The organism is Mycolicibacterium peregrinum, assembly GCF_001665625.1.
GTDB classification, from domain to species: Bacteria; Actinomycetota; Actinomycetes; order Mycobacteriales; family Mycobacteriaceae; genus Mycobacterium; species Mycobacterium peregrinum_B.
The window spans coordinates 26781-48727 of record NZ_LZSY01000002.1; the positions used below are offsets into that span (position 1 = coordinate 26781).

Genomic DNA, 21947 nt, shown 5'->3' on the forward strand with positions numbered 1-21947 from the left:
TGGGGGTTGCTCGGATGGGTATGAAGCCATGGGATGGGGACCGGCCGCTGACCCCACGCGTTGTGTTGGAGCAGAAGGATGTTGCGGCGCGTGGCCTGGCGTTCACGTTCGGCACTGAGCGGATATCCGAACCCACGGATTGGTGCAGCTTCAGCGATACCCACCATCTGGTTTACGTATACCGCGGTGGTGCAATGCATTCGATGCAGACCGCCCTCGATTGGGGGCCGTCCGGGCAAACGCTGCCGAGGGCGGGGGATGTCTGGTGGAAACCCGCCGGGGTCCCTTGCGCGGCCCTGGTCCAGGGAGACATCGCGGGATACTGCGAGATCGCACTGCCGCGCCGAACCATCGGCGACACCGCGCTGCTTCCCCGCATCAAATACCGGGATCCGCTGATGCACCACTTGGTCGAGGAGATCTACAGCGTCGCCGACCGTGATGATGCGATCGCTCGATTGCTCACCGACTCTGTCGCCGAGACCATGGGGCTGCTGATCAGGGACAAATATGCCGAGGCGCCGCCGAAGGAGCGCGAACTCCGGACCCTGGATGCCGCAACTCGCACGATGCTTGTCGAGTTCCTCAACGACAGCCTGGATTCCGAGATCCACCTGGACGCGCTGGCGCGGCTGACCGGGATGCCGGTCCAGGGATTCATCGGTGCTTTCCGTCGCGCCTTCCACACCACGCCCTACCAATTCCTGCTGGATCTGCGGATCGATCGGGCCAAGTCGCTGCTGTTGACCACCTCGCAGACGGTCGCGGAAATCGCTTCGTCAGTGGGGTTTTCGACACCGAGCCATTTCGCGACGGCATTTCGGCGGCGTGTGGGGGTCTCACCCAGCGGCTACCGTCAGCGTTCGTGATCTCCTGAGCGAGCGTTCCCGCCCGAGGCCGGGCGGGAACGACGCGTCTACTACTTGGCATCCCCCGAACTGTCGCCCGATGCGCCTGCCGGCTTATTGGCCGGCTTGCCCAGGGCTGACTTGATCCCTTCGCCAATCTTGTTGGCAGTAGCCGAGACTTGTTCGCTCACGCTTGAGGCAATCTTGTGGGCCTGGGCGTTCCTCATCGTCTTCAGACCGGGTTTCCCTGGCGCCGCGACGAGGCTGTCTCGAACAAGAGGCTTCGTCTCGAGCGTCGTCTCAGTCGTCGCCGTCGCCTCCGGGGACGAAACGACCTCGGTCGCCGCTTTGGGTTCCGGCTCCGGCGGTGTTTCGACCGACGGTGCTTCGAGCGTCACTGCCTGTGCGGCCGGTAGGGACTTCGCCAGATCGGGAACCACCTTCGCGGTCCGGAACTCTTCCTCCGGGTCCGGCGGCGGTGGGTTCAGGATGTCGCGGAAATTTTGACGTGCGTCGTCGAGGGACCACCTCCACAAGTCGGCAGCGCCGAGGGCCGCCGTTGCGATATTCGCGGCACCGTGCTGGATGACGTTGACGATCTTGCCGGGATCACCTGTGGGCACTGCCTTTACGAGCTCGCCGAGCGTGTTCGTTACCGCGCCGATGACGCCGTACACCGACAGCAGCTGCCCGGGGCCGAGGGACCATGCGGTCACGATCGCGGCGCCGGTCAAATCCCTCGCGACATCGAACTGGGTTTTCACGAAGCTCTGGACGTTCATCAGCTGCATGAACGTGGTCATGAACGGTCCCATGGCGATGGGCATAAACGCGCCAACCGCTCCGGTGAAATCTCCGGCTGCGATTTTCTGGGCGTACGTCGTCAACGCCCCTGGGAGGCCGGCCACCAGCCCCGCGTAGGACTGGCCGAGAGTACTGGCGATGTCGCCGAGCGTCTTGCCGTCCGCGGCGAGCTTGCCGGCCAGCCCGACAATGATGGGGAACGGATCGTCGATCTCGGCTTGGATCGCATTCTGAATCACGGTGCTCGCCTGGGTGAACACCGGGGAGAAGACCTCGATGGGGTCATCGATTGCCGCACTGAGTTGTATCGAGTGGGACTGTATCTCGGGCGGGGGCGCGGCCACCGGGGTGACTGCGATGAGGCCGGCGCCGACCAAGGCGACACCGGCCGTCATATACGGCCGTAGAGCGAGGTTCAAGAAGGTCTCCTTCGCAACAGCGGGATGTCAGCTATTGCTGACCGCGCGAAGGTATCTGGAAAGTCGCCGAACAACATTCGCATTCTGTTCGACGTTTGAATTATTGACGCGGCGAGGCCGATGTCCTTGCTCAGCGAGGGTCGCGGTAGTTGCGGGGTGACATGCCGACCCGGCGCCGGAAGGCGGTGGCGAAATGATTCGGCGTCGAGAACCCCACCATCGCGCTGATCTCGGTGACGGTTCGAGTCGTGTGCAGCAGCAGTGACTTCGCGCGTTCGATACGTCGATCGAGCAGGTACTGGTAGGGCGTGGTGTGGAACGCTGCCCGGAATGCCTTGATGAAGGCGCCGACGGACATCTTCGCTTGCTGCGCAAGCATTTCGAGAGTGATCTCCGAGTCCATGCCGTCCTCGAGAAACTCGATGATCTTTGAGCGGGTGGCGGCGTCCAGGGTGTCTGGACGGTGCTCGGCGCGTTGCGGCGGGTCCACCGTGTACATGTCGGTGAGCAACAGCCTGAGAGTTTCGCCCACCGAGTCGGTGAGCAGCCGTGCGAGCGCGTCGTCGCGATCGGCAACTTCATAGATGCGCTCCACCATCTGATGGATCAGCGGGTCGCGGTGCTTGACGCGCGGAATCAACGTCGTCTCGCCGAGCAGTTGCTCGGGTATGGCGATCTCGCAGTACGCGGCGGTGTCGCCCACGACCAGTGATGCGCATTTGTCGCCGGCCGGCACCACCCAGATGTCGCCCACGTTGGGCACGCCCCGGCCAGACGGACCCCAATCCAGATCGGTCTCCATGGAGCGCAGGCGCCCTGACCGGTGGACATAGACGAGGTGGCGGGTGTCGTCGAAGCAACACCAATCCGTCGTGGTGTGAATCTGCTCGGTGGCGTACCTGAGGGACAGTCCGCGGGTAGCTATGGTCCGCTCGCCGAGTACGACACGGCGGGTCTGGGGCCGGTCGCCGGTCCACAGCGTCATTGCCACCCGCGTACCTCCTGCGCGCCTTGCGGCTGCGTCAATCCGGATCGGAGCGTAGCGGCGGCGAAGTGCACGAGATGGTGTTTTCGACTTGAAATATCGAACTGGTGAGCCTTAGGAAACTCTTAAGTTCGTGACCAATTTGTGACTAATGACCTGCGGAAACACGCCGCGTAGATGCTTGACACGTTTCTGAGGAAACTCGTAGATCGGGGGAGGGGTTGCTGCGTTGTCACAGAAGTGCCCGTATGGTGCCCGTGTGGGCCGACACGCATTAGCCAGCCCCAGCCAGCGCAAACTGCCGGCTGTTGCGGCTGCAATCCTGGCGCCGGTCGCTGCGTTCTTCGCCAGCGGTGGCGATTCCCATCCGTACCCCGCTGAGCACCTCTCCAAACCCATAGCGCAGCCGGCGGCCACTGAGACCGCGCAGTGCTGCATGGAGATCGTGGCCGCATCGGCCGCTCCCGCGTCGGCGCCCTCGGTACAGGCCCTCTCGTTGAGTGCGGCGCAGGCACAGCCGGGCACCGCCTCGCGCTGGCGCGTCCTCAACATTCCCCAGCTGTTGCCGGTCGGCATCGCACCCGAGCGCGGCCTGCAGGTCAAGACCATCCTGGCCGCCCGCAGCGTCCACGCCGACTTCCCCCAGATCCGCGAGATCGGCGGCGTGCGTCCGGACGCGCTGCGCTGGCACCCCAACGGCCTGGCGCTTGACGTGATGATCCCCAACCCGAGCAGTTCTGAAGGCATCGCGCTCGGCAACCGGATCGTCGCCTATGCCTTGAAGAACGCCGATCGGTTCGCGTTGCAGGACGCTATCTGGCGCGGCACCTATTACACGCCGGACGGCGGCGCGAAAGCCGGCAGCTACGGGCACTACGACCACGTTCACCTGACGACCAAGGGCGGCGGGTACCCGACAGGCGGCGAGCAGTACCTGCGCTGAGCGTGTCGGCCGATCACGGGTGCGCCCGACGTTTAGATTCGCGTCGTGGCGCGCAGAATGTCGTTCCGCCGGGCGCGATCGGTGATGAGCGCCGAGATCGGTGCGATCCGCCGCAGCGATCCTGACCTCGACGCGAGTGACATCGCCGGATTCACCCTGCCGATCCTGGTGCGCGCCCTCGGCGTGGTGGCCATCGGTGTGGTGCCGCTCCTGGTGGTCCGCAACGGGGAAACCGCGAATGAGCAACTGGTCCCCGTAATCGGCTCACTGGCCCTGGTGATCATCTGCGCGGCCGTGGTGGCCTGGCTGATCTCGATCATCATCTCCGGGCTGGTGGTGATGATCCTCTACCGGACCAGGCCGGCGTCCTCCTCGCGTCTGGTGATGCGCATCCTGACCGACTCCTTCATGCGCATCGACGACTCCACCTCCGCGCTGATGCTGCTGGCACTGCTGGCCGGCCTGCTGTCGTTGGCGTTCGGTCTACCGACGCGGACCGCGGACGAACTGGCCAACTCGGTGCTCGACGATCTGCTGGCCGCACAGATCGGTGTCCTGTTGGTGGCGTTGGGTTTTGCGTTCATCGCCGAGTCGATCCGCTCGGCCGCAGATATCGTCGATGACCAGTCGCTGTTGCTTGCCTGGCCGTGGGCGCTGATCATCGCCTCACTCAGCTGGGTGCTGTCCACGGTCGCCGGCCCATTCGAGGCCACCCGGATGCTGACCATCCTGTTGCACGAATGGCTCCCCGCCGAGGTCGACGGCCAACCCAGTGCGCACGTGATCGCCGAACTTGTCCCGCCCTCAGCGCGGTGGCTGGTCGCGTTCGGCCCACTGCCGATCATCGCCGCGATCTGGGCCTACGAGGCCTACCGACACGGCGGGTTCCTCACCCTGCGTGAGTTCTTCGACGACGACGCGCCGACCGCCCGGCCGAGTTAGTCGGCGTCGGCGTCGGCCTCGGGTTCCGCATCGGGCACGTCGCGTCGTCGCGAGAACATCAGCACGATGTCCCGGATGGGGGCCTCACGCCGGCCGCCCCATTCCGGGCCGACGGCATAGTCGGCATCGGTGGCGACGAACCGGTAGCCCGGCAGATCCCGTTGCGGAGCGAACGGAAACTTCATGTGCCACAAGCGGTCTGCGACGGCGACGGCGGCGTCTGGGGGCATCGGCCGGTCGATCCCGAGCGGGATGCAGATATCCTGCGTATGAATCAGGATGTCCAGCAGTGGGTCGACCTCTTTGGTCAGCGGCGGGCGTTTACGCGACCCCGCCATGGCGCGCAGTCGTGCGGTGATGGCAGCAGGGTCGGATGGACCCTCCAGCGCCGCCCGGCGGACCATTGCGTCGAACCGGAAGCCCGACTTGAGCGCCGCGGGCAACATCTCGCCGATGCTCGCGTGGGACTGCGTGATGTGGATGGCGACCTCGCGCACCGTCCAACCCGCGCACAGTGACGGCGTGGCCCACTGTTGCGGTTCGAGGGTGTCGAGGAGATCCGCGAGGTGTCCGCGCTGTTCATCGACATTGCGCCAGATCGTGTCGGAGTCCACGGCCCGCTCCTATCGTCAGGGTTCTCTGATCAACCTAGTCGGGCCGGACGCTGTGGCGAGCGTGCAGGATCTTGCGCCCGATTCGCAGTTCCGCCTCAAAAAGCTGCACGTTCGCCACAGGGCCTGCAAACAACACTCTGGCCCAGCACCCGATGCTGGGCCAGAGTGTCGGCGTCAGTAGCTCAGTCGGTCGCGAATGCGGCCTGCGCCTCCTTGTCGAGGTCGATGTATTTCTCCTCGCTCACGTCGACCGCGACGCCCTTGATGGTGCCGCCGGTGAACCGTCCCGGGTTCTGGTACAGGTCCGACACGTTGTCGCCGCTGTCGAACCCGACGCACAGCCCGTCACCGGCCAGGGTGAACTTGCCGATCTGCGCCCGCATCGGTCCCTTCATGGCCTCCTTGCCGTCTACGTAAAGAATTGTGGTTCCCAGGGATTCACCGTGATCACCCTTCTTCTCCCAGACGAACTCCATCCCCAGTGCATGCTTGCCTTCTGGAAGCGGACCGGAGACGAACACCTGCTCAGGTTTGATACCGAGGAAGTTGTAGACGTAATGCAGCTTGTTGTCCTTGATGAACAAGGCGTGCCCGCCGAACCGGGAACCGTGCGCGAACAGCACGCCCTGGGCATCCTTTGTCATATCCACGTCGGCGATGACCTTGTAGGACCGCCCGCGGATGTTGACTGCCACGCCCTCGGGCACCGGCGCGGTGTCCGGGTAGTAGAGGTAACGGGTGCGGGGCGGTTCGAACTGGGGCCGTTGAATGGTGATCAGGTCGACGGCGGTGCGGTCGTCCAGGGGCAGGACGTAGTTGTTCTTGGCCTCCTCGTTCCACGCGTCGATCAGCTCCTTGAGCTTGTCCGGATTCTGATCGGCGAGGTTCTTGGCCTCGGAGCGATCCTCGTCGACGTGGAAGAGCTCCCACTTGTCCTGATCGAAGTGACCCTTTCCGCTGATGGGCGCGTGCAGTGCCGACGCCTTCCAGCCGTCCTGCCAGATACCGCGAGTGCCGAGCATCGCGTAGTACTGCCGCTTCTTGGTCGTGGGGGCATCGGCGCCGTCGAAGCTGTACCGCATCGACACCCCGTTGACTGGGTACTGCTTGATGCCGCGGTACTCGTCGGGCATCTTGATTCCCGCGACGTCGAGAATCGTCGGGACCACGTCGGTGGCGTGGTGGTACTGATGGCGCACCTCGCCCCTGGCCTTGATGCCCTTGGGCCAGTGGATCACCATCGGATCGCAAGTGCCGCCCGAGAACTGCGAGTACCGCTTGAACATCTGGAACGGTGTGGAGAACGCCACCGCCCAGCCCGTCGGATAGTGGTTATAGGTATCCGGGGTGCCGAGCTTGTCGAGCATCTTCATGTTCTCTGCCAGATCATCGGGGTAGCCGTTGAAGAACTTGTTCTCGTTGACCGACCCGTTCGGCGAACCCTCACCGGACGCGCCGTTGTCGGCGCAGTAGAAGATGACAGTGTTATCCAGCTGCCCCGTCTGCTCCAGGTAGTCGACGACCCGCCCGACCTGGGCATCGGTGTACTCGGAGAAACCGGCGAACACCTCGGCCATCCGGCTGAACAACTTCTTCTCATCGGGGTTGAGTGAATCCCACGGCCGCACCGCGTCGGCCTCCGAAGCCACGTCGGCCGGCAACGGGTTGATCGGGGTCAGCTCGGTGCCCTTGGGCATGATGCCCTTGTCGATCATCCGGCCCAGCACCCACTCCCGGTAGGCCTCGTAGCCATCGTCGAACTTGCCCTTGTACTTCGCGGAGTACTCCTCAGGGCTGTGATGCGGAGCGTGGTTCGCGCCGGGGCAGAACCACATGTACCAGGGCTTGGACGGGTTGCTGGAGCGCTGGTCGCGCAGCATCCGAATCGCCTGATCCGCAAGGTCTTTCGACAAGTGATAGCCCTGTTCCGGGGCGTACGGCTGATCGATGAACCGATTGTCCTCGGACAGGTCGGGATACCACTGATTGGTCTCGCCGCCGAGGAACCCGTAGAACCGGTCGAAGCCCTTCTGCAGCGGCCATTCCGATTTGCTACCGCCGCTGGAGACGTCCTCCTCCGGCACGTTGTGGTCTTTGCCGACCCAGAAGGTGCTGTAGCCGTTGTCCTGCAGCACCTGCCCGACCGTCGCGCACTGCGCGGGCAGTCGGGCCGCGGCACCCGGGAAGCCGTCGGAACCCTCGGTGATCGTTGCGAACCGGTTCACATGATGATTGCGGCCGGTCAACATGCAGGACCGGGTGGGCGAACACAGCGCCGTGGTGTGCCACTGCGAATAGGTGAGCCCGTTGTCGGCCAGCTTCTGCAGCGTCGGCATGTTGATCCGGCCGCCGTACGGCGACCACGAGGCCATACCGGTGTCGTCGAAGAGCACCACCAGGACGTTGGGAGCGCCCTCCGGGGCGTGCTTGAGCTCGAAGGGCTTCCAATCCGGCTTCGAGTCACGAACATCCAGTTCGATCTTCCCATCGAAGCCTTCGTTGATTCCGGTCCCGTAGTCGGGAGGGCCGGCTTTTCCGGCGGCGCCCGGCTTTCCAGAGTTGTCTTCGCATCCGGCGACGAACGCGCCGGCAGCGGCTACTCCGACTCCGGTGGCAGCGATGCCTCCCAGCATCGAACGTCTCGACAATTTGCCGCGCTTGTTGTCCTCGGACTGGGCCATGTCATCGGTATTCGATTCCATGTCAGCTGACACTATGCCGGATTGAACGGATTGTCCGGATAAATCACGGCACGAGTCGCTAACAGTCGATTTGCATTGTGGGCCAATGCATCACCCATTATGGGTGATATTCCTACAGCGGTATCGGACGATCCAAATCATCGGCGTCATCGTTGATGAGCAATTCATGGAAACTGCGCAATACCGACGCGCACGCCGCCCGCTCGGCCGGATCGAGCCGATCGAGTACCTTGCTGAGTTCCCTCCGGCGGCGGTTGTTCACCTGCCGGACCAGTTTGCGGCCACGGTCGGTGAGCGCCAGGGTGACGACACTGCGGTTGCTCGGGTCGGAGCCGCGTGTCAGATGGCCGGAGGCATCCAGCCGGTCGGCCAACCGCGTCACCGTCGACCCGACCACCCCGAGCGCCTGCGCGCACTCCGTCGATGTGGACTTCCCGCGCGCCTGGAGCACGAGCAGCAGTCGGCACTGGGGCAGTGAGATCTCCAGTTGCTCGACGCTTCGCAGCGCCACGCCGACCAGATCTCGGGTTGCGACTTCGAATGCCGATAGTTCATCGACCGGAGTTCGGGTCATCTCGTGCTGCGGCGCGCTGCCCATCCAGGGAGTATCCCATGCGAAGGGGCCAGGTGGTTGTGAGTCTGCTGTGGAGGCCTGATGTTTTGGCCTATACATTCAATGCATTCGGGCCGGCCGAACATATCTCTTCCAAAAATGCTGTGCAACAGTACAATTCGAAAATATGAATCGACTCACGATCGTCGCCGCATTCGGATTTCCGGCGCCGGGTGAGGTGTGGACGCAGGGCGACCCTCGTCCGTGTCGGTGCAATCCCGGCGACGCCCAGCCATCACGCCCATACTGATTATTGTGCGCCCGAGGTCATGGCCGGCGGCGGTGTGGAGATATGTGCGCAGCGCCCCGCTGACCTATGCGTGGCTGGCCGCGCTGCTGGTCACCACGATCCTTCAGCGCCAAATGCACGGGCGCGAGCTGCATGCCCTGTTGGTCGAGAGCTCCACCAACATCCACCACCTGGGGACGGATCCGCTCTACGTGTTGGTCACCAGCCTGTTCTGGATCGACGGCCGATACTGGACGCCATACCTGGTGTTGTTCAGCCTGATACTTGCCCCGGCAGAGCGCTGGCTCGGCCAGATCCGTTGGTTGGCAGTAGGTTTGATCGCCCACGTGCTGGCGACCTACATCAGCGAAGGCCTGCTGTACCTGGCGATCCACGATCACGTCGCACCCGAGCGGCTCGTCCATGTCCGCGACGTCGGGGTCAGTTATTTTCTCGTCGGAGTAGGCGCGGTGTTGGCCTACCGCATGCCGCAACCGTGGCGCTGGGTCTATCTCGGCGCGGCGTTTGTGTACTTCGGTGCCGCGTTGGTCAGCAATATCAACTTCACCGCGATCGGCCATATGGCGGCGCTGCTGATCGGGCTGTGCTGTTATCCGCTCACGCGGAGGGATGGTCGGGGTCGGCGGGTGGCGCGGCGGCCGGCGGCGCCGTTTTCTACCGCAGGGTCGTGACTACCGCCGTTCAACAGCCCGGGTGTGGAAAACCGTAGCGGTCAAGACCACGGTTGGGTCAGCAACGCCACCACCGCGTCGGTCAACGTCGCGCGGGCGATCTCCAGGTCCGACGTGAAGCCGATCTGGCGCTCGTTGCTCAGTCCCCGGATCGCGGCGGGCAACAGGCACCGCACCCGGTACAGCTGGTCCGGGTCGAGATCGAGCCCGTCCATCAGATAGTCGAACCCCTGAATCCAGTCGAGTTCGCGTGCCGCGAAAGCCGCTGCGGTCAATGGATACTCGGCTGCGATATCGGAACGGCGGGCAGGCAGTGAGGTGCGCAACGCCGTCAATGCCCGACCTTCGGTGGTGTCCAAGTACGCCCAGACCGAGTCGATGGCTGTGGTCACCCGCTCCCGCAAGGTGCCCGTGCGCGCCGGTCTGTCTGTGTCGGACGACCAACTGCGGGAGTGAATCTCGGTGATCACCGCTACCCACAGCCCGTCCAGATCGCCGAACTGATGCTGCACCGTGCCCCAGGTGACGCCTGCATCCTTGGCGATGCGATTCGCCGACACCGGCTCGCCGCCGCTGTCGGCCAGGCAGCGGATGGCGATGTCGAGTAGGCGTGCCCGGGTCTCCAGGCCGCGCTTGTTCAACCGCGTGCCCGCGGCGGACTGGATGGCCGCAGACGGGACCGCGGCCACCCACTGTTCTCGAGCGCGGGTGGCCTGCGGGGATTCGCGGGAGTTCAGGCGAACCGCCCGGGGTTCGCCGCGACCGGACGTCGTAGCGTCGGCCGGTTGGCCCGGTATGCCTGCACGACGGGCGCGAGTTCATGTGGACTCGCACCATGCATGATGACCGAGTGAGTGCCCAGGTCATACTGCCGGGCAACGGTTTTCGCGCAGTCCTGCGGCGATCCCTTTGCCACCGAGTCCAGCCATTCGGCGGGAATCAGGTCGGCGATGCGCTGCAGCGTCTCGAACGAGGCACTGGCGTCGATTGGTCCCGCCGCGGCTGCGTCGGCGAACAGATCGGTCTGCTTGATCCGCTCCCACACCGCGGGATCCCAGCCGTTGGCCGACACCAACACGTCCGCGTACGCCTGCAGGTACGTGGCGAGCCGCCCGACCCCGCGACGCATCTGATCCTCCGGCGACAATGCGTCGGGGACCGTGGCCAGGCACGCCCAGATGCGGACACTGTCGGGATCCCGGCCGGCGCGTTCCGCGCCCCGGCGCACTGCCTCGACCGACGAAGTCGTCGCCTCGTCGGAGAAAAAGGTTTGGAGCACAACGAAATCGGCAATCTCGCCGGCGAGCTCCATCGTCTTGGGGCCGACCGCCACCAGTCCGATCGGCGGTCCGTCGGGCAGGCCGCTGGCATGGCGCAGGAACGGCCACTTCCCGGCTGGGCCGTCGTGGTCCAGGATCATCTCGCCGGCCCAGAGCCGGCGCAGGATGCCGAAGAAGTCGCGGAGTCGTGCCTCGGTCACCACCGGCAGACCGATCGCCTGCCAGTACGCCGCCATCCCGCGGCCGAACGCCATGGCGAAGCGGCCTTCGGTGAGTGCGTGCATGGTCGAGCCGATCGTCGCGGTGACCGTGGGATGGCGCGTGTGGTAATTCGTCGACGGCGCGATGCCCAGCGTGGTGCTGGCGCCCGCGACCGCTCCCGAGAGGACCGCCGGGTCCTTCACCGTGAAGCGTTCACCGATGTGGCAGGAGCCCAGGCCGAGCGCATCCGCGGTACGGGCTTCGGGCAGGACCACCCGGACGTCCGCGGGGTGCCGGGTCACGGCGTAGTAGCCGAGCTCGTTGAGCTGGTCTTCGGGCTGGTTCGCGCTCAATGACATGCCTTTCGTTCCGCGGACGTCTAGCACTGTCAGGCCGGCGAGGGCAATTGTCAATGAGGGTTCTCAATGAATGGGAGGATGGGGCGGCATGAGCTGAGCGCTGGCAAGTTCAAGCGTGTGTGCGGCGGTGAACAATGCCGTCAGTCATAGTTCGTTGAAGTATTGTGCTGCAACCACTCTCGTGGTCTTCTGGTGCTAAAGCGGCAGCAATCATCGACGGGCGGTGACCGCTCGCCCGCTACCGGTCCGGCTTACCAGCGAGTGCCGTCGAGCCCGGGAATCACGCACCGGCCGTCAGCGGCCACCCGCCCAATCACCATGCCGTCATACCCCGTGCACGATGAGTTGAGCGGCTCGCAGGTGTTGACGGATGTGATCACCTTGTCGGGGCCGCAGGGGGAGCCGGGCGCCGGCGGGTCGGCATAGGCGACGGCCGTGCTGAAGCCCAGCGTCAGCATTGCTGCAGCAGTAACGACGAGTGAGTGGGTCGCGTTGAACATGATCGGTACCTCCGGCCAATGGCCCCCGACAAGTGGCAATGCTACTCGTGTGGTCGTAGTCGGTTCCGATGATCGCGCGCGAGATTTGCCAGGTGAGCTGGAAATGCTTGTCGCAGCGGGAAGCGCTCGCCCCTCACGGACACTTCAAATGGTTGACACCGCACAGCTTCCGACTACTACCGCCACTGTTGTCGGGGATGGGCTCGGCGTCGAGGCCGCGCGACTCAGCTCGGGCCCGCGCAGCTCGCGACCACCGAAGGGCACTATGTGCCGCGGGTGATCACTGGTCCGCCGACTCGAACTAGCTGGCTGATTACTATGCGCCGCTGACCTGCATGTATGGAGCCGATGACGGGAATCGAACCCGCGTATTCAGCTTGGGAAGCTGATGTTCTGCCATTGAACTACATCGGCATGGTGCTGACGAAGGATAGCAACCCGGCCGGCGATGTGGGTAAGGCGGGCGGACATCGTCTCGGCGAGTCTAAGAAATTGACGCCGGTTCATGCCGGGGTCAATAGCCGGCAACTGGCGAAGGTCGCCGGCGCGCTCGACGCGCGGCTGCGCAGTGCGGACCCGGAGCCTCGGACGGCGTGGCGAAACATATGACCCCAGAACGTGATTGCTGTCCACGCCCGACCCTGAGAGTCAGGTAAAACCTCGGGCCATAGCTCTCAGGCGCCGCCTCTACCGTCGGTACCCGTGGGCTCCATCCGGCGCTGAATGGAGCGAACAGGTCCGCACGACGGGCCGAACCAAGCAAGGGGTTCTACCCATGGATGTTGTTATCGGTATTGCCATGACCTCGCGCGACGCCCGGCTTCTCCTGGTGGAGGGCGCTCAGGGCGACGGCGCGGTGATCGACCACGACTCGCTCGACACGGACACGCGCATCGGTGTCGAGCACCCTGGCTTTCACGAGTACGTCGTCAAGGCGGTGCTCGATACCTACGCCGACGCGCCCGCGAACGGATACACCGTCACCCGCGTCGCGCTGACCTGGACCGACGCCGTCGACACTCACGCCAAACTGGTGCTCGACGCCCTCGCGGAACAAGGCGTCGCGAATGTGGCAGTGGTCTCCACGACCGACGCGTTCGAAGCCGCTGCCGAATACACCGTCCAGGTCGCTGACTGTGACTCCATCGCCCTGTGCGTGGTGGAACCCGAGGAGACCATGCTGGCCGTGATCGGCGCCGAGCAAGAGGACGGCACACGACGTTTGCGGAGTCGCCGTCTGGACGAGGCTGACGAGGCAACTGCGGTGCTGTCGCTTCGCGGCGTCTGCGAGAGCTTCCCCGAGCCGATCGCCGAAGTTGCCATCGCGGGATCCGCCCCGGACGTGGAAAACCTTGTCGAGGAGGTTAATTCAGTGATGTCGCGGCCAGTCGTGCTCGGCGACGACGCGGCCCTGCTGCTGGCGCGCGGTGCGCTGTTCTCGAGCTCCGAGTTTCGCGACGAGGCTGCGCCGGCTCCCAAGTACGACCCAGTGATGCGAACTCTGGCCACGATCCTGACGACGGCGATGCTGATCGTGGCGGGTTCGGTGTTCCTGGCGATCACCGTGCACGGGAACGACGACACCCCTCCGTCGCAGGCATCGACCCCGGTCGAACAGACTGCGCCGCCCCCGCCGGCCGAGCCACCCATCCACACCGTCGTGCGCAAGGTGGTGCCGCTGGCGGGTCGGGCGGCTGAGAAATCGTTGACCGCGCCCTACGCCGACACCTCGGGGCCGCCGTTGACGGGGGTGGTCCGTCGCTAACCGATACGCTCGTCGGGTGCTGCTCTCCGATAGGGACATCCGGGCCGAGATCGCCGCGAAACGCCTGGCCATCGAGCCGTTCGACGATGCCCTGGTGCAGCCGTCGAGCGTCGATGTCCGCTTGGACAGCCTGTTCCGGGTGTTCAACAACACCCGATACACCCATATCGACCCGGCCAAACAGCAGGACGAGCTGACCACCCTGGTCGAACCCGCCGAGGACGAGCCGTTCGTGCTGCATCCGGGTGAGTTCGTGCTCGGCTCCACGCTCGAGGTGTGCACGCTGCCCGATGACCTGGCCGGACGCCTGGAGGGCAAGTCCTCGTTGGGCCGTCTCGGATTGTTGACGCACTCGACGGCCGGGTTCATCGACCCCGGTTTCTCCGGGCACATCACCCTCGAGCTGTCGAACGTCGCCAACCTGCCCATCACGCTGTGGCCCGGCATGAAGATCGGTCAGCTGTGCCTGCTGCGGCTCACCAGCCCGGCCGAGCACCCGTATGGAAGCGACAAGGTCGGCTCGAAATACCAGGGTCAGCGTGGTCCGACGCCGTCACGCTCGCATTTGAACTTCATCAAGTCGTAGGGCACCGCCTGCCTGCGCCGTTTTCTACCTGTGGGCTGCGGCAATTGCCGAGCGACAGCCCAGGTGTCGAAAGCGGCGACGCGGACGCCCAGCGGGCGCGAGCGTGCGCAGACTGCTGCCTAAACACGGCGTGGCGGGCAGCAGACACGCACGCTCGGCGAAACGAGCCGCACACACATAACCCGGTGAACTTTCAGTAACCACACCGCAACACGAAACACGGCTGAAACACGCTTGCCGCGTGGCTGAAACGCGGGCCGGAGATTCTCGTCGAGACCAAAGGAGCTCGACGTGCCCGAAATCGATCCGGCTGCCACTGCCTGGCTGCTGGCCAGCACCGCGCTGGTCCTGCTGATGACCCCCGGCCTCGCCATCTTCTACGGCGGCATGGTCCGCACCACCGGCGTGCTCAACATGATCATGATGAGCTTCATCTCGATCCCGCTGGTCACGGTGGCCTGGCTGCTGGTCGGCTACACCTTGGCGTTCTCGGATGACGCGGGTGGCGGCTTCATCGGCGGGCTGCAGCACTTCGGCATGCTCGGCATCACGCCCGGCACCGCCCACGGCGCGGTGCCGGAGCTGCTGTTCGCGACGTTCCAGCTGACCTTCGCGATCATCACCGCGGCCCTGGTCAGTGGGGCCATCGCGGACCGGGCGAAGTTCGCCGCCTGGATCGTGTTCGTCCCGCTGTGGGCCGTCGCGGTGTACGCCGTCGTCGCGCACTGGGTCTGGGGTCCCGGCGGCTGGCTGGCCGGCCTCGGCGTCCTCGACTACGCGGGCGGCCTCGTCGTCGAGATCGTCTCCGGCTCCTCGGCCCTGGCGCTGGCCTTGGTGCTCGGCCCCCGCATCGGCTTCAAACAGGACGCGATGCGCCCGCACAACCTGCCCTTCGTGCTGCTCGGCGTCGGCCTGCTGTGGTTCGGCTGGTTCGGCTTCAACGCGGGCTCGGCGCTGGCCGCCAACGGCACCGCCGCCGCGATCTTCCTCAACACCCTGGTCGCCGGCTGCCTGGGCATGCTCGGCTGGCTGACGGTCGAACAGGTCCGCGACGGCAAGCCCACCACCTTCGGCGCGGCCTCCGGCGTGGTGGCCGGCCTGGTGGCGATCACCCCGTCGTGCGGCACCGTCAACACGCTCGGCGCGGTCGTGGTCGGCCTGGCCGCCGGTGTGGTGTGTTCCTTTGCAATCGGCCTGAAGTTCCGCTTCGGGTACGACGACTCGCTCGACGTGGTGGGCGTGCACTTCGTCGGCGGCGTGGTCGGCGTGCTGCTGATCGGATTCCTGGCCACCGAGGTGATGACCCAGGGCCCGCAGGGCCTCTTCTACGGCGGCGGGCTGACGCAGTTGGGTAAGCAGCTGCTCGCTGCGGTCGTCGTGGCCGCCTACGCCTTCACCATGTCCTACCTCTTGGCCAAGGCCATCGACCGGTTCATGGGCTTCCGGCTCAGTCCCGAGGATGAGACCACCGGCGTCGATTTCACCCAGCACGCCGAGTCCGCCTACGCCGAAGGTGTGCACGGGCATCTGCCTCAGCGTCGGCCCGGTTTGTTCGGTGGAACCCTGGGCCAGTTGGGCCAGCCCGGCGGCCTGACGCATCGCCCCGATCCGGCCGAGGAAGACAGCGCGGGATGAACCGGGCGGCGCTGTTTGTCGTAATGCCGAGTAGGGTCTAACTAACCGGCGCCGGCGCGCAGCATGCCGTCGCGGTCCGACCAGATTCTAGCGGCGCAGCTAATGCGGTCAGGTGTAACGATCGACCTGGTTACGCCGAAAAAGGTTCTAGTTGTCGGTTCGTGCGGAATGTGTGCGCAATGGCGACAAAGGCAGTGCAGCAAACACATTGGAGGGCTTGGTGGACATCGTATTGGGTGTGGCGATGGCACCTACGACGGTCCGCATGGTGCTGGTCGAGGGGGAGAAGGCCGACGGGGTCACAGTCGATCACGACGTCTTCGATGTCACCGCCGGTGATGATTCGGCAACCACCACTGCGTCCGATCAGGTGGTCTCGGCCATCCTCGGAACTCAGGAGAGCGCCACATCGGGCGGGCACCATCTGAAGGCGATCGGCGTCACCTGGACGGACCATTCGGACGCCGCGGCGCTGCGCGACACACTGTCCGCGCACGGCATCGACGACGTCATGCTGGTTTCCGAAAGTCACGCTGCCGCGGCACTGGCCCAGGCGGTCGGCCGCGCGGTCGGCTACGACACCACCGCGCTGCTGTTCATCGACCGTGACGCCGCGACCTTGTCGGTGGTCAAGACCGACGACGGCTCGGTGGTCAAGGTGCTGGCCCAGTCGTTGCACACCACCGACGCCATGGCCGTTCTCTCCGAGATGGCCGCGGCGGTCGAGGCTTCCGACTCCGCACCGCAGGGCATCTTCGTCCTGGGCTCAGGAGTGGACGTCGCCTCAGTGAAGGCGCACCTGCAGAACTTGGTGTCGCTGCCGGTCAGCGCCCCCGACGAGCCGGAGATGGCGCTGGCCCGCGGCGCCGCGCTGGCCTCGGCCAATGCGCCGGCATTCGAGGCGACCACGGTCGGGCTGGCCTATTCGCAGGACCCCGACGGCACCACCGCCGGCAGCGCCTACGCGCTGGCCGGTCTGGCCACCGAGATGGCCCCGCTGGGCGACGCGCCGGTCGACGGTGTGGAGCTCGTCGGCGACGAGATGCCGATGGAAGGCGAGCGCAAACCGTTCCTTCTCGTCGGGTCCGCGTTGACATCGGTGTTCGTGGTTGGCGTTGTGGCCCTGGTTATTTCGCTTGCGGTGAGCATCCGGCCGACGGTCGACCAACGGCCTTCTCCGGCTCAAGGTGCGGTGGCGCCCAGCGCTCCGGCCAAACTTCCGGCACCCGCGCCGCCGCCGGAAGCGGCGGTGCCCCCGCCACCGGCTCCGCCGCCCGAGACCATCAAGGCCCCGATCCCGGTCGTCCAGGAAGCCCCGGCGCCCGCACCGCAGGCGCCGCCGCGCACGGTCTACGTCGAGCAGCCCGCCGCGGCCCCGCCGCCGGCACCCGAGGCGCCCGCTCCGGCCCCCGAAGCCCCGCCGCCGGCCCCGGAGCCTGTGGCGCCGCCGCCGGCACCGATCTACAACCCGCCGGCGCCGTACATCCCGCCGCTGGTGGTACTGCCGCCTGCGCCGCGGCTGCCGAACATCTTCCGTCCTCCGTGGGACCCGCCGCAGCGTCAGCGGCCGTGGGATCCGCCGTCGCGCCACGAACCCCAGACCCCGCAGTGGCCGGGCTCGGGCTCGGATGACTGGAACCCTGGTCGGGGGTCCGGCGATTGGAACCCCGGTCGGAATTCGGGCGACTGGAACCCCGGCCGCTCGGGCGGCTCGGGTGACTGGAACCCGGGTAGCTCGGGATCGGGTGACTGGAACCCTGGCCGGTCCGGTGGTTCGCGCAGTGGCGGTGACGGTGGAGGGCTGTGGCCCTTCCCGTCGTTCGGTGGGCACTGACGCCAATCGCGTCGAATGCAACGCCATGGTTGTCCGCAGCGCGCGACCACGACCATGGCGTTGATCTCGTGGGTCTAGGCCTCCGCCTCCAACCGTTACCTGACGTTGGCCTGCCGCTCAGTGTCACGTAGCGGCTAGCTCATCCTCGGCGCCTATCCAGGCAGTATGCGATGCACCGTATTCGGTACCGGCTATCTGGGCGCGACACATGCGGCGGGGATGGCCGAGCTCGGCCACGAGGTGATCGGGGTCGACATCGACCCGGGCAAGGTGGCCAAACTCGCTGCCGGGGACATCCCGTTCTACGAGCCCGGTCTGCGCAAGGTGCTCAACGACAACCTGAGTGCCGGACGGCTGCGGTTCACCACCGACTATGACGAGGCTGCCGACTTCGCCGATGTGCATTTCCTCGGCGTCGGCACCCCGCAGAAGAAAGGCGAATACAGCGCCGATCTGCGCCACGTGCACGCCGTCATCGACACCCTGGTGCCACGCCTGCGCCGCAACGCGGTGATCGTCGGCAAGTCGACCGTCCCGGTCGGCACGTCCGCCGACCTGGCCGACCGGGCCCGCGGACTCGCCCCGGCGGGCGTCGACGTCGAGGTGGCCTGGAACCCGGAGTTCCTCCGTGAGGGCTACGCCGTGCACGACACCCTGCACCCGGATCGCATTGTGGTTGGGGTGCAGCATGATTCACTGCGCGCCGAGACCGCGGTGCGCGAACTCTACGCGCCGTTGATCGAGGACGGGGTGCCGTTCCTGGTCACCGATCTCCAGACCGCCGAGCTGGTCAAGGTGTCGGCCAACGCGTTCCTGGCCACCAAGATCTCCTTCATCAACGCGATCTCCGAAGTGTGCGAGGCCGCCGGCGCCGACGTGACACTGCTGGCCGACGCCCTGGGTTACGACCCACGCATCGGGCGGCGATTCCTCAACGCCGGCTTGGGTTTCGGTGGCGGCTGCCTGCCCAAGGACATCCGCGCCTTCATGGCCCGCGCCGGTGAATTGGGCGCCAACCACGCCCTGACCTTCCTGCGCGAGGTCGACAGCATCAACATGCGCCGTCGCACCGCCATGGTGGAGCTGACCACCCGGGCCTGCGGGGGATCACTGCTCGGCGCCAACATCGCCGTCCTCGGCGCGGCGTTCAAACCCGAGTCCGACGATGTGCGCGACTCGCCCGCCCTCAACGTCGCCGGCATGCTGCAGCTGAACGGGGCCGCGGTCAACGTGTACGACCCCAAGGCCATGGACAACTCGCAGCGGGTGTTCCCCACACTGAATTACTCCACTTCGGTCATCGAAGCCTGCGACCGGGCCGACGCGGTGCTGGTGCTCACCGAGTGGGCCGAGTTCGTCGACCTGGACCCGGCCGAGCTGGCCGACACGGTGCGGGTCAAAGTCGTTGTGGACGGCCGCAATTGCCTGGATGCCGAGCGGTGGCGGGCAGCCGGGTGGCGGGTGTACGCGCTGGGACGGCCCGTCGCCACTGTTTGACGCTTGTAGAACAAATTCCGCGGTCGTAGGCTCGGGCCATGCGGGAACGAATCCGGTGGATGGCCCTGCACGGGGTGGTTAGAGGCATTTCTGCGGTCGGCATACGTCGCGGGGATCCGCAGGCTCGGTTGATCGCCGACCCGGCGGTGCGGGCCGACCCGGCGCCCTTCGCCGACGAGATGCGCCGGCACGGGCCGCTTGTGCGCGGCCGCGCCCTCCTGATGACCTTCGACCACGACGTGGCCACCGACCTGCTGCGCTCCGACGACTTCCGGGTGTCGCGGCTCGGCGGCAACCTGCCGAAGCCGTTGCGCTGGGTGGCCGACAAGACCGACACCGGGATGCTGCATCCGCTGCTGCCGCCGTCGCTGCTCGCGACGGAGCCGCCCGATCACACCCGCTACCGCAAGCTGGTCTCCTCGGTGTTCACCACCCGCGCGGTGGCCCGGCTGCGGGAAGGTGTCCAGGAAACCGCGAACACCCTGCTGGACTCCATGGACGACGACGCCGGAGTGGTCAACATCGTCGACCGCTACTGCGCTCAACTGCCCGTCGCGGTGATCAGCGACATCCTGGGTGTCCCCGACGCCGATCGGCCCCAGGTCCTGCGCTTCGGTGAACTCGGCGCGCCGAGTCTCGACATCGGACTCAGCTGGCAGCAGTACCAGCAGGTGAACTCCGGCATCCACGGATTCGAGACCTGGCTGACCGATCATCTGCGCCACCTGCGGCGTAACCCCGGTGACGACCTGCTCAGCCAGATCATCGCCGCCTCCGACGCCGGCGCGGCCGGAGAGCCGCTCAACGAGTCCGAACTGCGGGCGCTGGCCGGGCTGGTGCTGGCAGCCGGATTCGAGACGACGGTCAACCTGCTGGGCAACGGCATCCGCATGCTGCTCGACCATCCTGAGCATCTGCACACCTTGGCGGCCCGCCCCGAGCTATGGCCTAACACGGTGGAAGAGATCCTGCGGCTGGACTCACCGGTGCTGATGAGCGCGCGCGTTGCCCTGCGCGACACAGAGGTGGCCGGCACCGCCGTGCAGGCCGGCGAACTCGTCATCATTCACCTGGCCGGCGCCAACCGCGACCCCGCGGTGTTCACCGACCCGCACCGCTTCGACATCGAACGCGACAACGCCGGACGGCACCTGTCGTTCTCCGGCGGCCGTCACTTCTGCCTCGGCGCGGCCTTGGCCAGAGCTGAAGGCCAGGTGGGTCTGCAGACCTTCTTCGACCGCTTTCCCGACGCGCGGGCCGCCGGCGAAGGCAGTCGCCGCGATACCCGAATTCTGCGCGGCTGGTCGACTCTGCCGATCACACTCGGAAAGGCACACACAGCGGTAGGTTCGTGACGTGGACTTCCGAGCCGCTCTGCTCGACCAGACCCGGAGCTTCGGGGAGCTGATCGCCTCCAGCGATCCGGAGACGCCGGTGCCGACCTGCCCGGACTGGACGCTCAAACAACTGTTCCGCCATGTCGGGCGCGGAAACCGTTGGGCGGCACAGATTATCTCCGAGCGCCGGGTCTCACCGCTCGATCCGCGCGAGGTCCATGACGGGAAGCCGCCCGACGATCCCGACGCTGCCATCGAGTGGCTCAACGCGGGCGCGGCCCAGGTCCTCAAGTCGGTGGACCAGATCGGCACCGACGCCAGGATCTGGACCTTCCTTGGCCCCAAACCCGCGGGCTGGTGGGTGCGGCGACGCGTCCACGAGGCGGCGGTTCACCATGCTGACGCCGCGCTGGCCGTGGGAACCGAGTTCGTGCTGCCGGCCGACCTCGCGGCCGACGCGGTCAGTGAATGGCTGGAGATCGCCACCTCCATGGCGAAGAAACGGCATGGAGAGCCGCTCGCATTCGGCACCAGCATCCACCTGCACGCGACCGACGACGGTCTGGGGCCGACGGGGGAGTGGACGGTGGAGCACGACGAGGACGGGCTCGGGTGGGCCCACAGCCACGGCAAGGGCACCGTCGCGCTCAAGGGCCCGGCCCAGAAGCTGCTGATGGCGGTCACGCGGCGGGGCACGGCTGCCGATCTCGGGCTGGAAGTGTTCGGCGACACCGCAACCTGGGATGCGTGGCTCGACCGCACACCGTTCTGAGAGGCGTACGTTTCGTTCATGACCACATCCGAGATCGCCACGGTTCTGGCCTGGCACGACGCGCTGGACGAAGACGACATCGACACCCTGATCGCGCTGTCCAGCGATGACATCGAGGTGGGCGATGCCAACGGTGCCGCCCAAGGGCACGCCGCCCTACGTGAGTGGGCTGCAACCGGCGGGGACACCGTGACGCCGGGGCGGATGTTCGTGCACGACGGCGTGGTCGTCGTCGAAGAGACCATCATGGCGGCTGACGGGACCACCCGCACCGGTGCTGCGGCATTCCGGGTGGTGCACGATCACGTCACGTCGGCGTTCCGTCACGACACCCTGGCCGCCGCGCTGGCCGCCACCGAACTCACCGAAAAGGATCTCGTCGGCTGATTC

At 66.1% G+C, this 21947-nt stretch carries 21 protein-coding genes and 1 tRNA gene; 13 read left to right on the forward strand and 9 right to left on the reverse strand.

Going from position 1 to position 21947, the window contains the following annotated elements; translation table 11 throughout:
- Positions 1 to 14: 14 nt before the first annotated feature.
- On the forward strand, positions 15 to 869 hold the full coding sequence (locus A5779_RS00135) for a helix-turn-helix domain-containing protein (RefSeq protein ID WP_082941449.1): 855 nt from the start codon (positions 15 to 17) through the stop codon (positions 867 to 869).
- 50 nt (positions 870 to 919) lie between these two features.
- Here A5779_RS00135 and A5779_RS33930 read toward each other — a convergent pair whose 3' ends face one another.
- Positions 920 to 2047 carry a hypothetical protein gene (locus A5779_RS33930; RefSeq protein ID WP_064877775.1) on the reverse strand — a complete coding sequence of 376 codons (1128 nt, stop codon included), beginning with the start codon at positions 2045 to 2047 and terminating at the stop codon, positions 920 to 922.
- A 154-nt stretch (positions 2048 to 2201) separates the two neighbouring features.
- Positions 2202 to 3056 carry a helix-turn-helix transcriptional regulator gene (locus A5779_RS00145; RefSeq protein ID WP_064877841.1) on the reverse strand — a complete coding sequence of 285 codons (855 nt, stop codon included), beginning with the start codon at positions 3054 to 3056 and terminating at the stop codon, positions 2202 to 2204.
- Between the two features lie 259 nt (positions 3057 to 3315).
- Between A5779_RS00145 and A5779_RS00150 the strand changes: the two genes are divergently transcribed.
- Together A5779_RS00150 and A5779_RS00155 are read left to right on the forward strand one after the other, a co-directional pair.
- Positions 3316 to 3999 carry a VldE C-terminal domain-containing protein gene (locus A5779_RS00150; RefSeq protein ID WP_064877777.1) on the forward strand — a complete coding sequence of 228 codons (684 nt, stop codon included), beginning with the start codon at positions 3316 to 3318 and terminating at the stop codon, positions 3997 to 3999.
- 57 nt (positions 4000 to 4056) lie between these two features.
- The gene (locus A5779_RS00155; RefSeq protein WP_064877779.1) at positions 4057 to 4941 is read left to right on the forward strand and encodes a hypothetical protein; all 885 of its coding nucleotides are present in this window, start codon (positions 4057 to 4059) and stop codon (positions 4939 to 4941) included.
- Here A5779_RS00155 and A5779_RS00160 read toward each other — a convergent pair.
- The 3 genes from A5779_RS00160 to A5779_RS00170 form a co-directional block, all read right to left on the reverse strand.
- On the reverse strand, positions 4938 to 5555 hold the full coding sequence (locus A5779_RS00160; RefSeq protein WP_064877781.1) for a maleylpyruvate isomerase family mycothiol-dependent enzyme: 618 nt from the start codon (positions 5553 to 5555) through the stop codon (positions 4938 to 4940). The genes A5779_RS00155 and A5779_RS00160 overlap by 4 nt on opposite strands.
- A 182-nt stretch (positions 5556 to 5737) precedes the next feature.
- Positions 5738 to 8257: an arylsulfatase gene (locus A5779_RS00165; RefSeq protein ID WP_064877783.1), complete on the reverse strand. Its 2520-nt coding sequence runs from the start codon at positions 8255 to 8257 to the stop codon at positions 5738 to 5740.
- A gap of 112 nt (positions 8258 to 8369) precedes the next feature.
- Positions 8370 to 8855, reverse strand: coding sequence for a MarR family winged helix-turn-helix transcriptional regulator (locus A5779_RS00170; protein WP_064877785.1), 486 nt, complete (start codon positions 8853 to 8855; stop codon positions 8370 to 8372).
- Between the two features lie 309 nt (positions 8856 to 9164).
- On the opposite strand from A5779_RS00170, the gene A5779_RS00175 reads away from it, so the two are divergent.
- Positions 9165 to 9791 carry a rhomboid-like protein gene (locus A5779_RS00175; RefSeq protein ID WP_413784883.1) on the forward strand — a complete coding sequence of 209 codons (627 nt, stop codon included), beginning with the start codon at positions 9165 to 9167 and terminating at the stop codon, positions 9789 to 9791.
- A 41-nt stretch (positions 9792 to 9832) separates the two neighbouring features.
- On the opposite strand, the gene A5779_RS00180 is transcribed toward A5779_RS00175, so the two are convergent.
- The 4 genes from A5779_RS00180 to A5779_RS00195 form a co-directional block, all read right to left on the reverse strand.
- Positions 9833 to 10480, reverse strand: coding sequence for a TetR/AcrR family transcriptional regulator (locus tag A5779_RS00180; protein ID WP_064877790.1), 648 nt, complete (start codon positions 10478 to 10480; stop codon positions 9833 to 9835).
- Positions 10481 to 10524: 44 nt separating this feature from the next.
- Positions 10525 to 11631 (reverse strand): TIGR03857 family LLM class F420-dependent oxidoreductase, encoded by a 1107-nt coding sequence (locus tag A5779_RS00185; protein WP_064877792.1) that lies wholly within the window; start codon positions 11629 to 11631, stop codon positions 10525 to 10527.
- A gap of 251 nt (positions 11632 to 11882) precedes the next feature.
- Positions 11883 to 12131 (reverse strand): hypothetical protein, encoded by a 249-nt coding sequence (locus A5779_RS00190; protein ID WP_064877794.1) that lies wholly within the window; start codon positions 12129 to 12131, stop codon positions 11883 to 11885.
- Positions 12132 to 12471: 340 nt separating this feature from the next.
- Positions 12472 to 12545, reverse strand: a tRNA-Gly gene (locus A5779_RS00195).
- Between A5779_RS00195 and A5779_RS32685 the strand changes: the two genes are divergently transcribed.
- The 9 genes from A5779_RS32685 (at position 12531) to A5779_RS00235 (ending at position 21944) form a co-directional block, all read left to right on the forward strand.
- Positions 12531 to 12740, forward strand: a complete 210-nt coding sequence (locus tag A5779_RS32685) for a hypothetical protein (protein ID WP_131811542.1) — start codon at positions 12531 to 12533, stop codon at positions 12738 to 12740. The genes A5779_RS00195 and A5779_RS32685 overlap by 15 nt on opposite strands.
- 166 nt (positions 12741 to 12906) lie before the next feature.
- Entirely contained in the window at positions 12907 to 13896 is a 990-nt protein-coding gene (locus tag A5779_RS00200; RefSeq protein ID WP_461786794.1) for a DUF7159 family protein, read from the forward strand.
- A gap of 16 nt (positions 13897 to 13912) precedes the next feature.
- Positions 13913 to 14482 carry a dCTP deaminase gene (gene dcd, locus A5779_RS00205; RefSeq protein WP_064877797.1) on the forward strand — a complete coding sequence of 190 codons (570 nt, stop codon included), beginning with the start codon at positions 13913 to 13915 and terminating at the stop codon, positions 14480 to 14482.
- A gap of 291 nt (positions 14483 to 14773) precedes the next feature.
- Positions 14774 to 16117: an ammonium transporter gene (locus tag A5779_RS00210; protein WP_064877799.1), complete on the forward strand. Its 1344-nt coding sequence runs from the start codon at positions 14774 to 14776 to the stop codon at positions 16115 to 16117.
- A 220-nt stretch (positions 16118 to 16337) separates the two neighbouring features.
- Positions 16338 to 17951, forward strand: a complete 1614-nt coding sequence (locus tag A5779_RS00215; RefSeq protein ID WP_082941453.1) for a DUF7159 family protein — start codon at positions 16338 to 16340, stop codon at positions 17949 to 17951.
- 165 nt (positions 17952 to 18116) lie between these two features.
- Positions 18117 to 19448, forward strand: a complete 1332-nt coding sequence (locus A5779_RS00220) for a UDP-glucose dehydrogenase family protein (RefSeq protein ID WP_064877803.1) — start codon at positions 18117 to 18119, stop codon at positions 19446 to 19448.
- Between the two features lie 38 nt (positions 19449 to 19486).
- Positions 19487 to 20803, forward strand: coding sequence for a cytochrome P450 (locus A5779_RS00225; RefSeq protein ID WP_064877805.1), 1317 nt, complete (start codon positions 19487 to 19489; stop codon positions 20801 to 20803).
- A 1-nt stretch (position 20804) separates the two neighbouring features.
- Positions 20805 to 21557, forward strand: coding sequence for a maleylpyruvate isomerase family mycothiol-dependent enzyme (locus A5779_RS00230; RefSeq protein WP_064877807.1), 753 nt, complete (start codon positions 20805 to 20807; stop codon positions 21555 to 21557).
- An 18-nt stretch (positions 21558 to 21575) separates the two neighbouring features.
- Positions 21576 to 21944, forward strand: coding sequence for a nuclear transport factor 2 family protein (locus A5779_RS00235; RefSeq protein ID WP_055110724.1), 369 nt, complete (start codon positions 21576 to 21578; stop codon positions 21942 to 21944).
- Positions 21945 to 21947: the final 3 nt, after the last annotated feature.

Excerpts from the sequence above, each read along its gene's own strand:
- A5779_RS00135 (WP_082941449.1), top strand. The coding sequence starts at position 15 with ATGGGTATGAAGCCATGGGATGGGGACCGGCCGCTGACCCCACGCGTT.
- A5779_RS33930 (WP_064877775.1), bottom strand. The coding sequence starts at position 2,047 with ATGACGGCCGGTGTCGCCTTGGTCGGCGCCGGCCTCATCGCAGTCACC.
- A5779_RS00145 (WP_064877841.1), bottom strand. The coding sequence starts at position 3,056 with ATGACGCTGTGGACCGGCGACCGGCCCCAGACCCGCCGTGTCGTACTC.
- A5779_RS00155 (WP_064877779.1), top strand. The coding sequence starts at position 4,057 with ATGTCGTTCCGCCGGGCGCGATCGGTGATGAGCGCCGAGATCGGTGCG.
- A5779_RS00165 (WP_064877783.1), bottom strand. The coding sequence starts at position 8,257 with ATGGAATCGAATACCGATGACATGGCCCAGTCCGAGGACAACAAGCGC.
- A5779_RS00170 (WP_064877785.1), bottom strand. The coding sequence starts at position 8,855 with ATGGGCAGCGCGCCGCAGCACGAGATGACCCGAACTCCGGTCGATGAA.
- A5779_RS00185 (WP_064877792.1), bottom strand. The coding sequence starts at position 11,631 with ATGTCATTGAGCGCGAACCAGCCCGAAGACCAGCTCAACGAGCTCGGC.
- A5779_RS00190 (WP_064877794.1), bottom strand. The coding sequence starts at position 12,131 with ATGTTCAACGCGACCCACTCACTCGTCGTTACTGCTGCAGCAATGCTG.
- A5779_RS00200 (WP_461786794.1), top strand. The coding sequence starts at position 12,907 with ATGGATGTTGTTATCGGTATTGCCATGACCTCGCGCGACGCCCGGCTT.
- A5779_RS00220 (WP_064877803.1), top strand. The coding sequence starts at position 18,117 with ATGCGATGCACCGTATTCGGTACCGGCTATCTGGGCGCGACACATGCG.
- A5779_RS00225 (WP_064877805.1), top strand. The coding sequence starts at position 19,487 with ATGCGGGAACGAATCCGGTGGATGGCCCTGCACGGGGTGGTTAGAGGC.
- A5779_RS00235 (WP_055110724.1), top strand. The coding sequence starts at position 21,576 with ATGACCACATCCGAGATCGCCACGGTTCTGGCCTGGCACGACGCGCTG.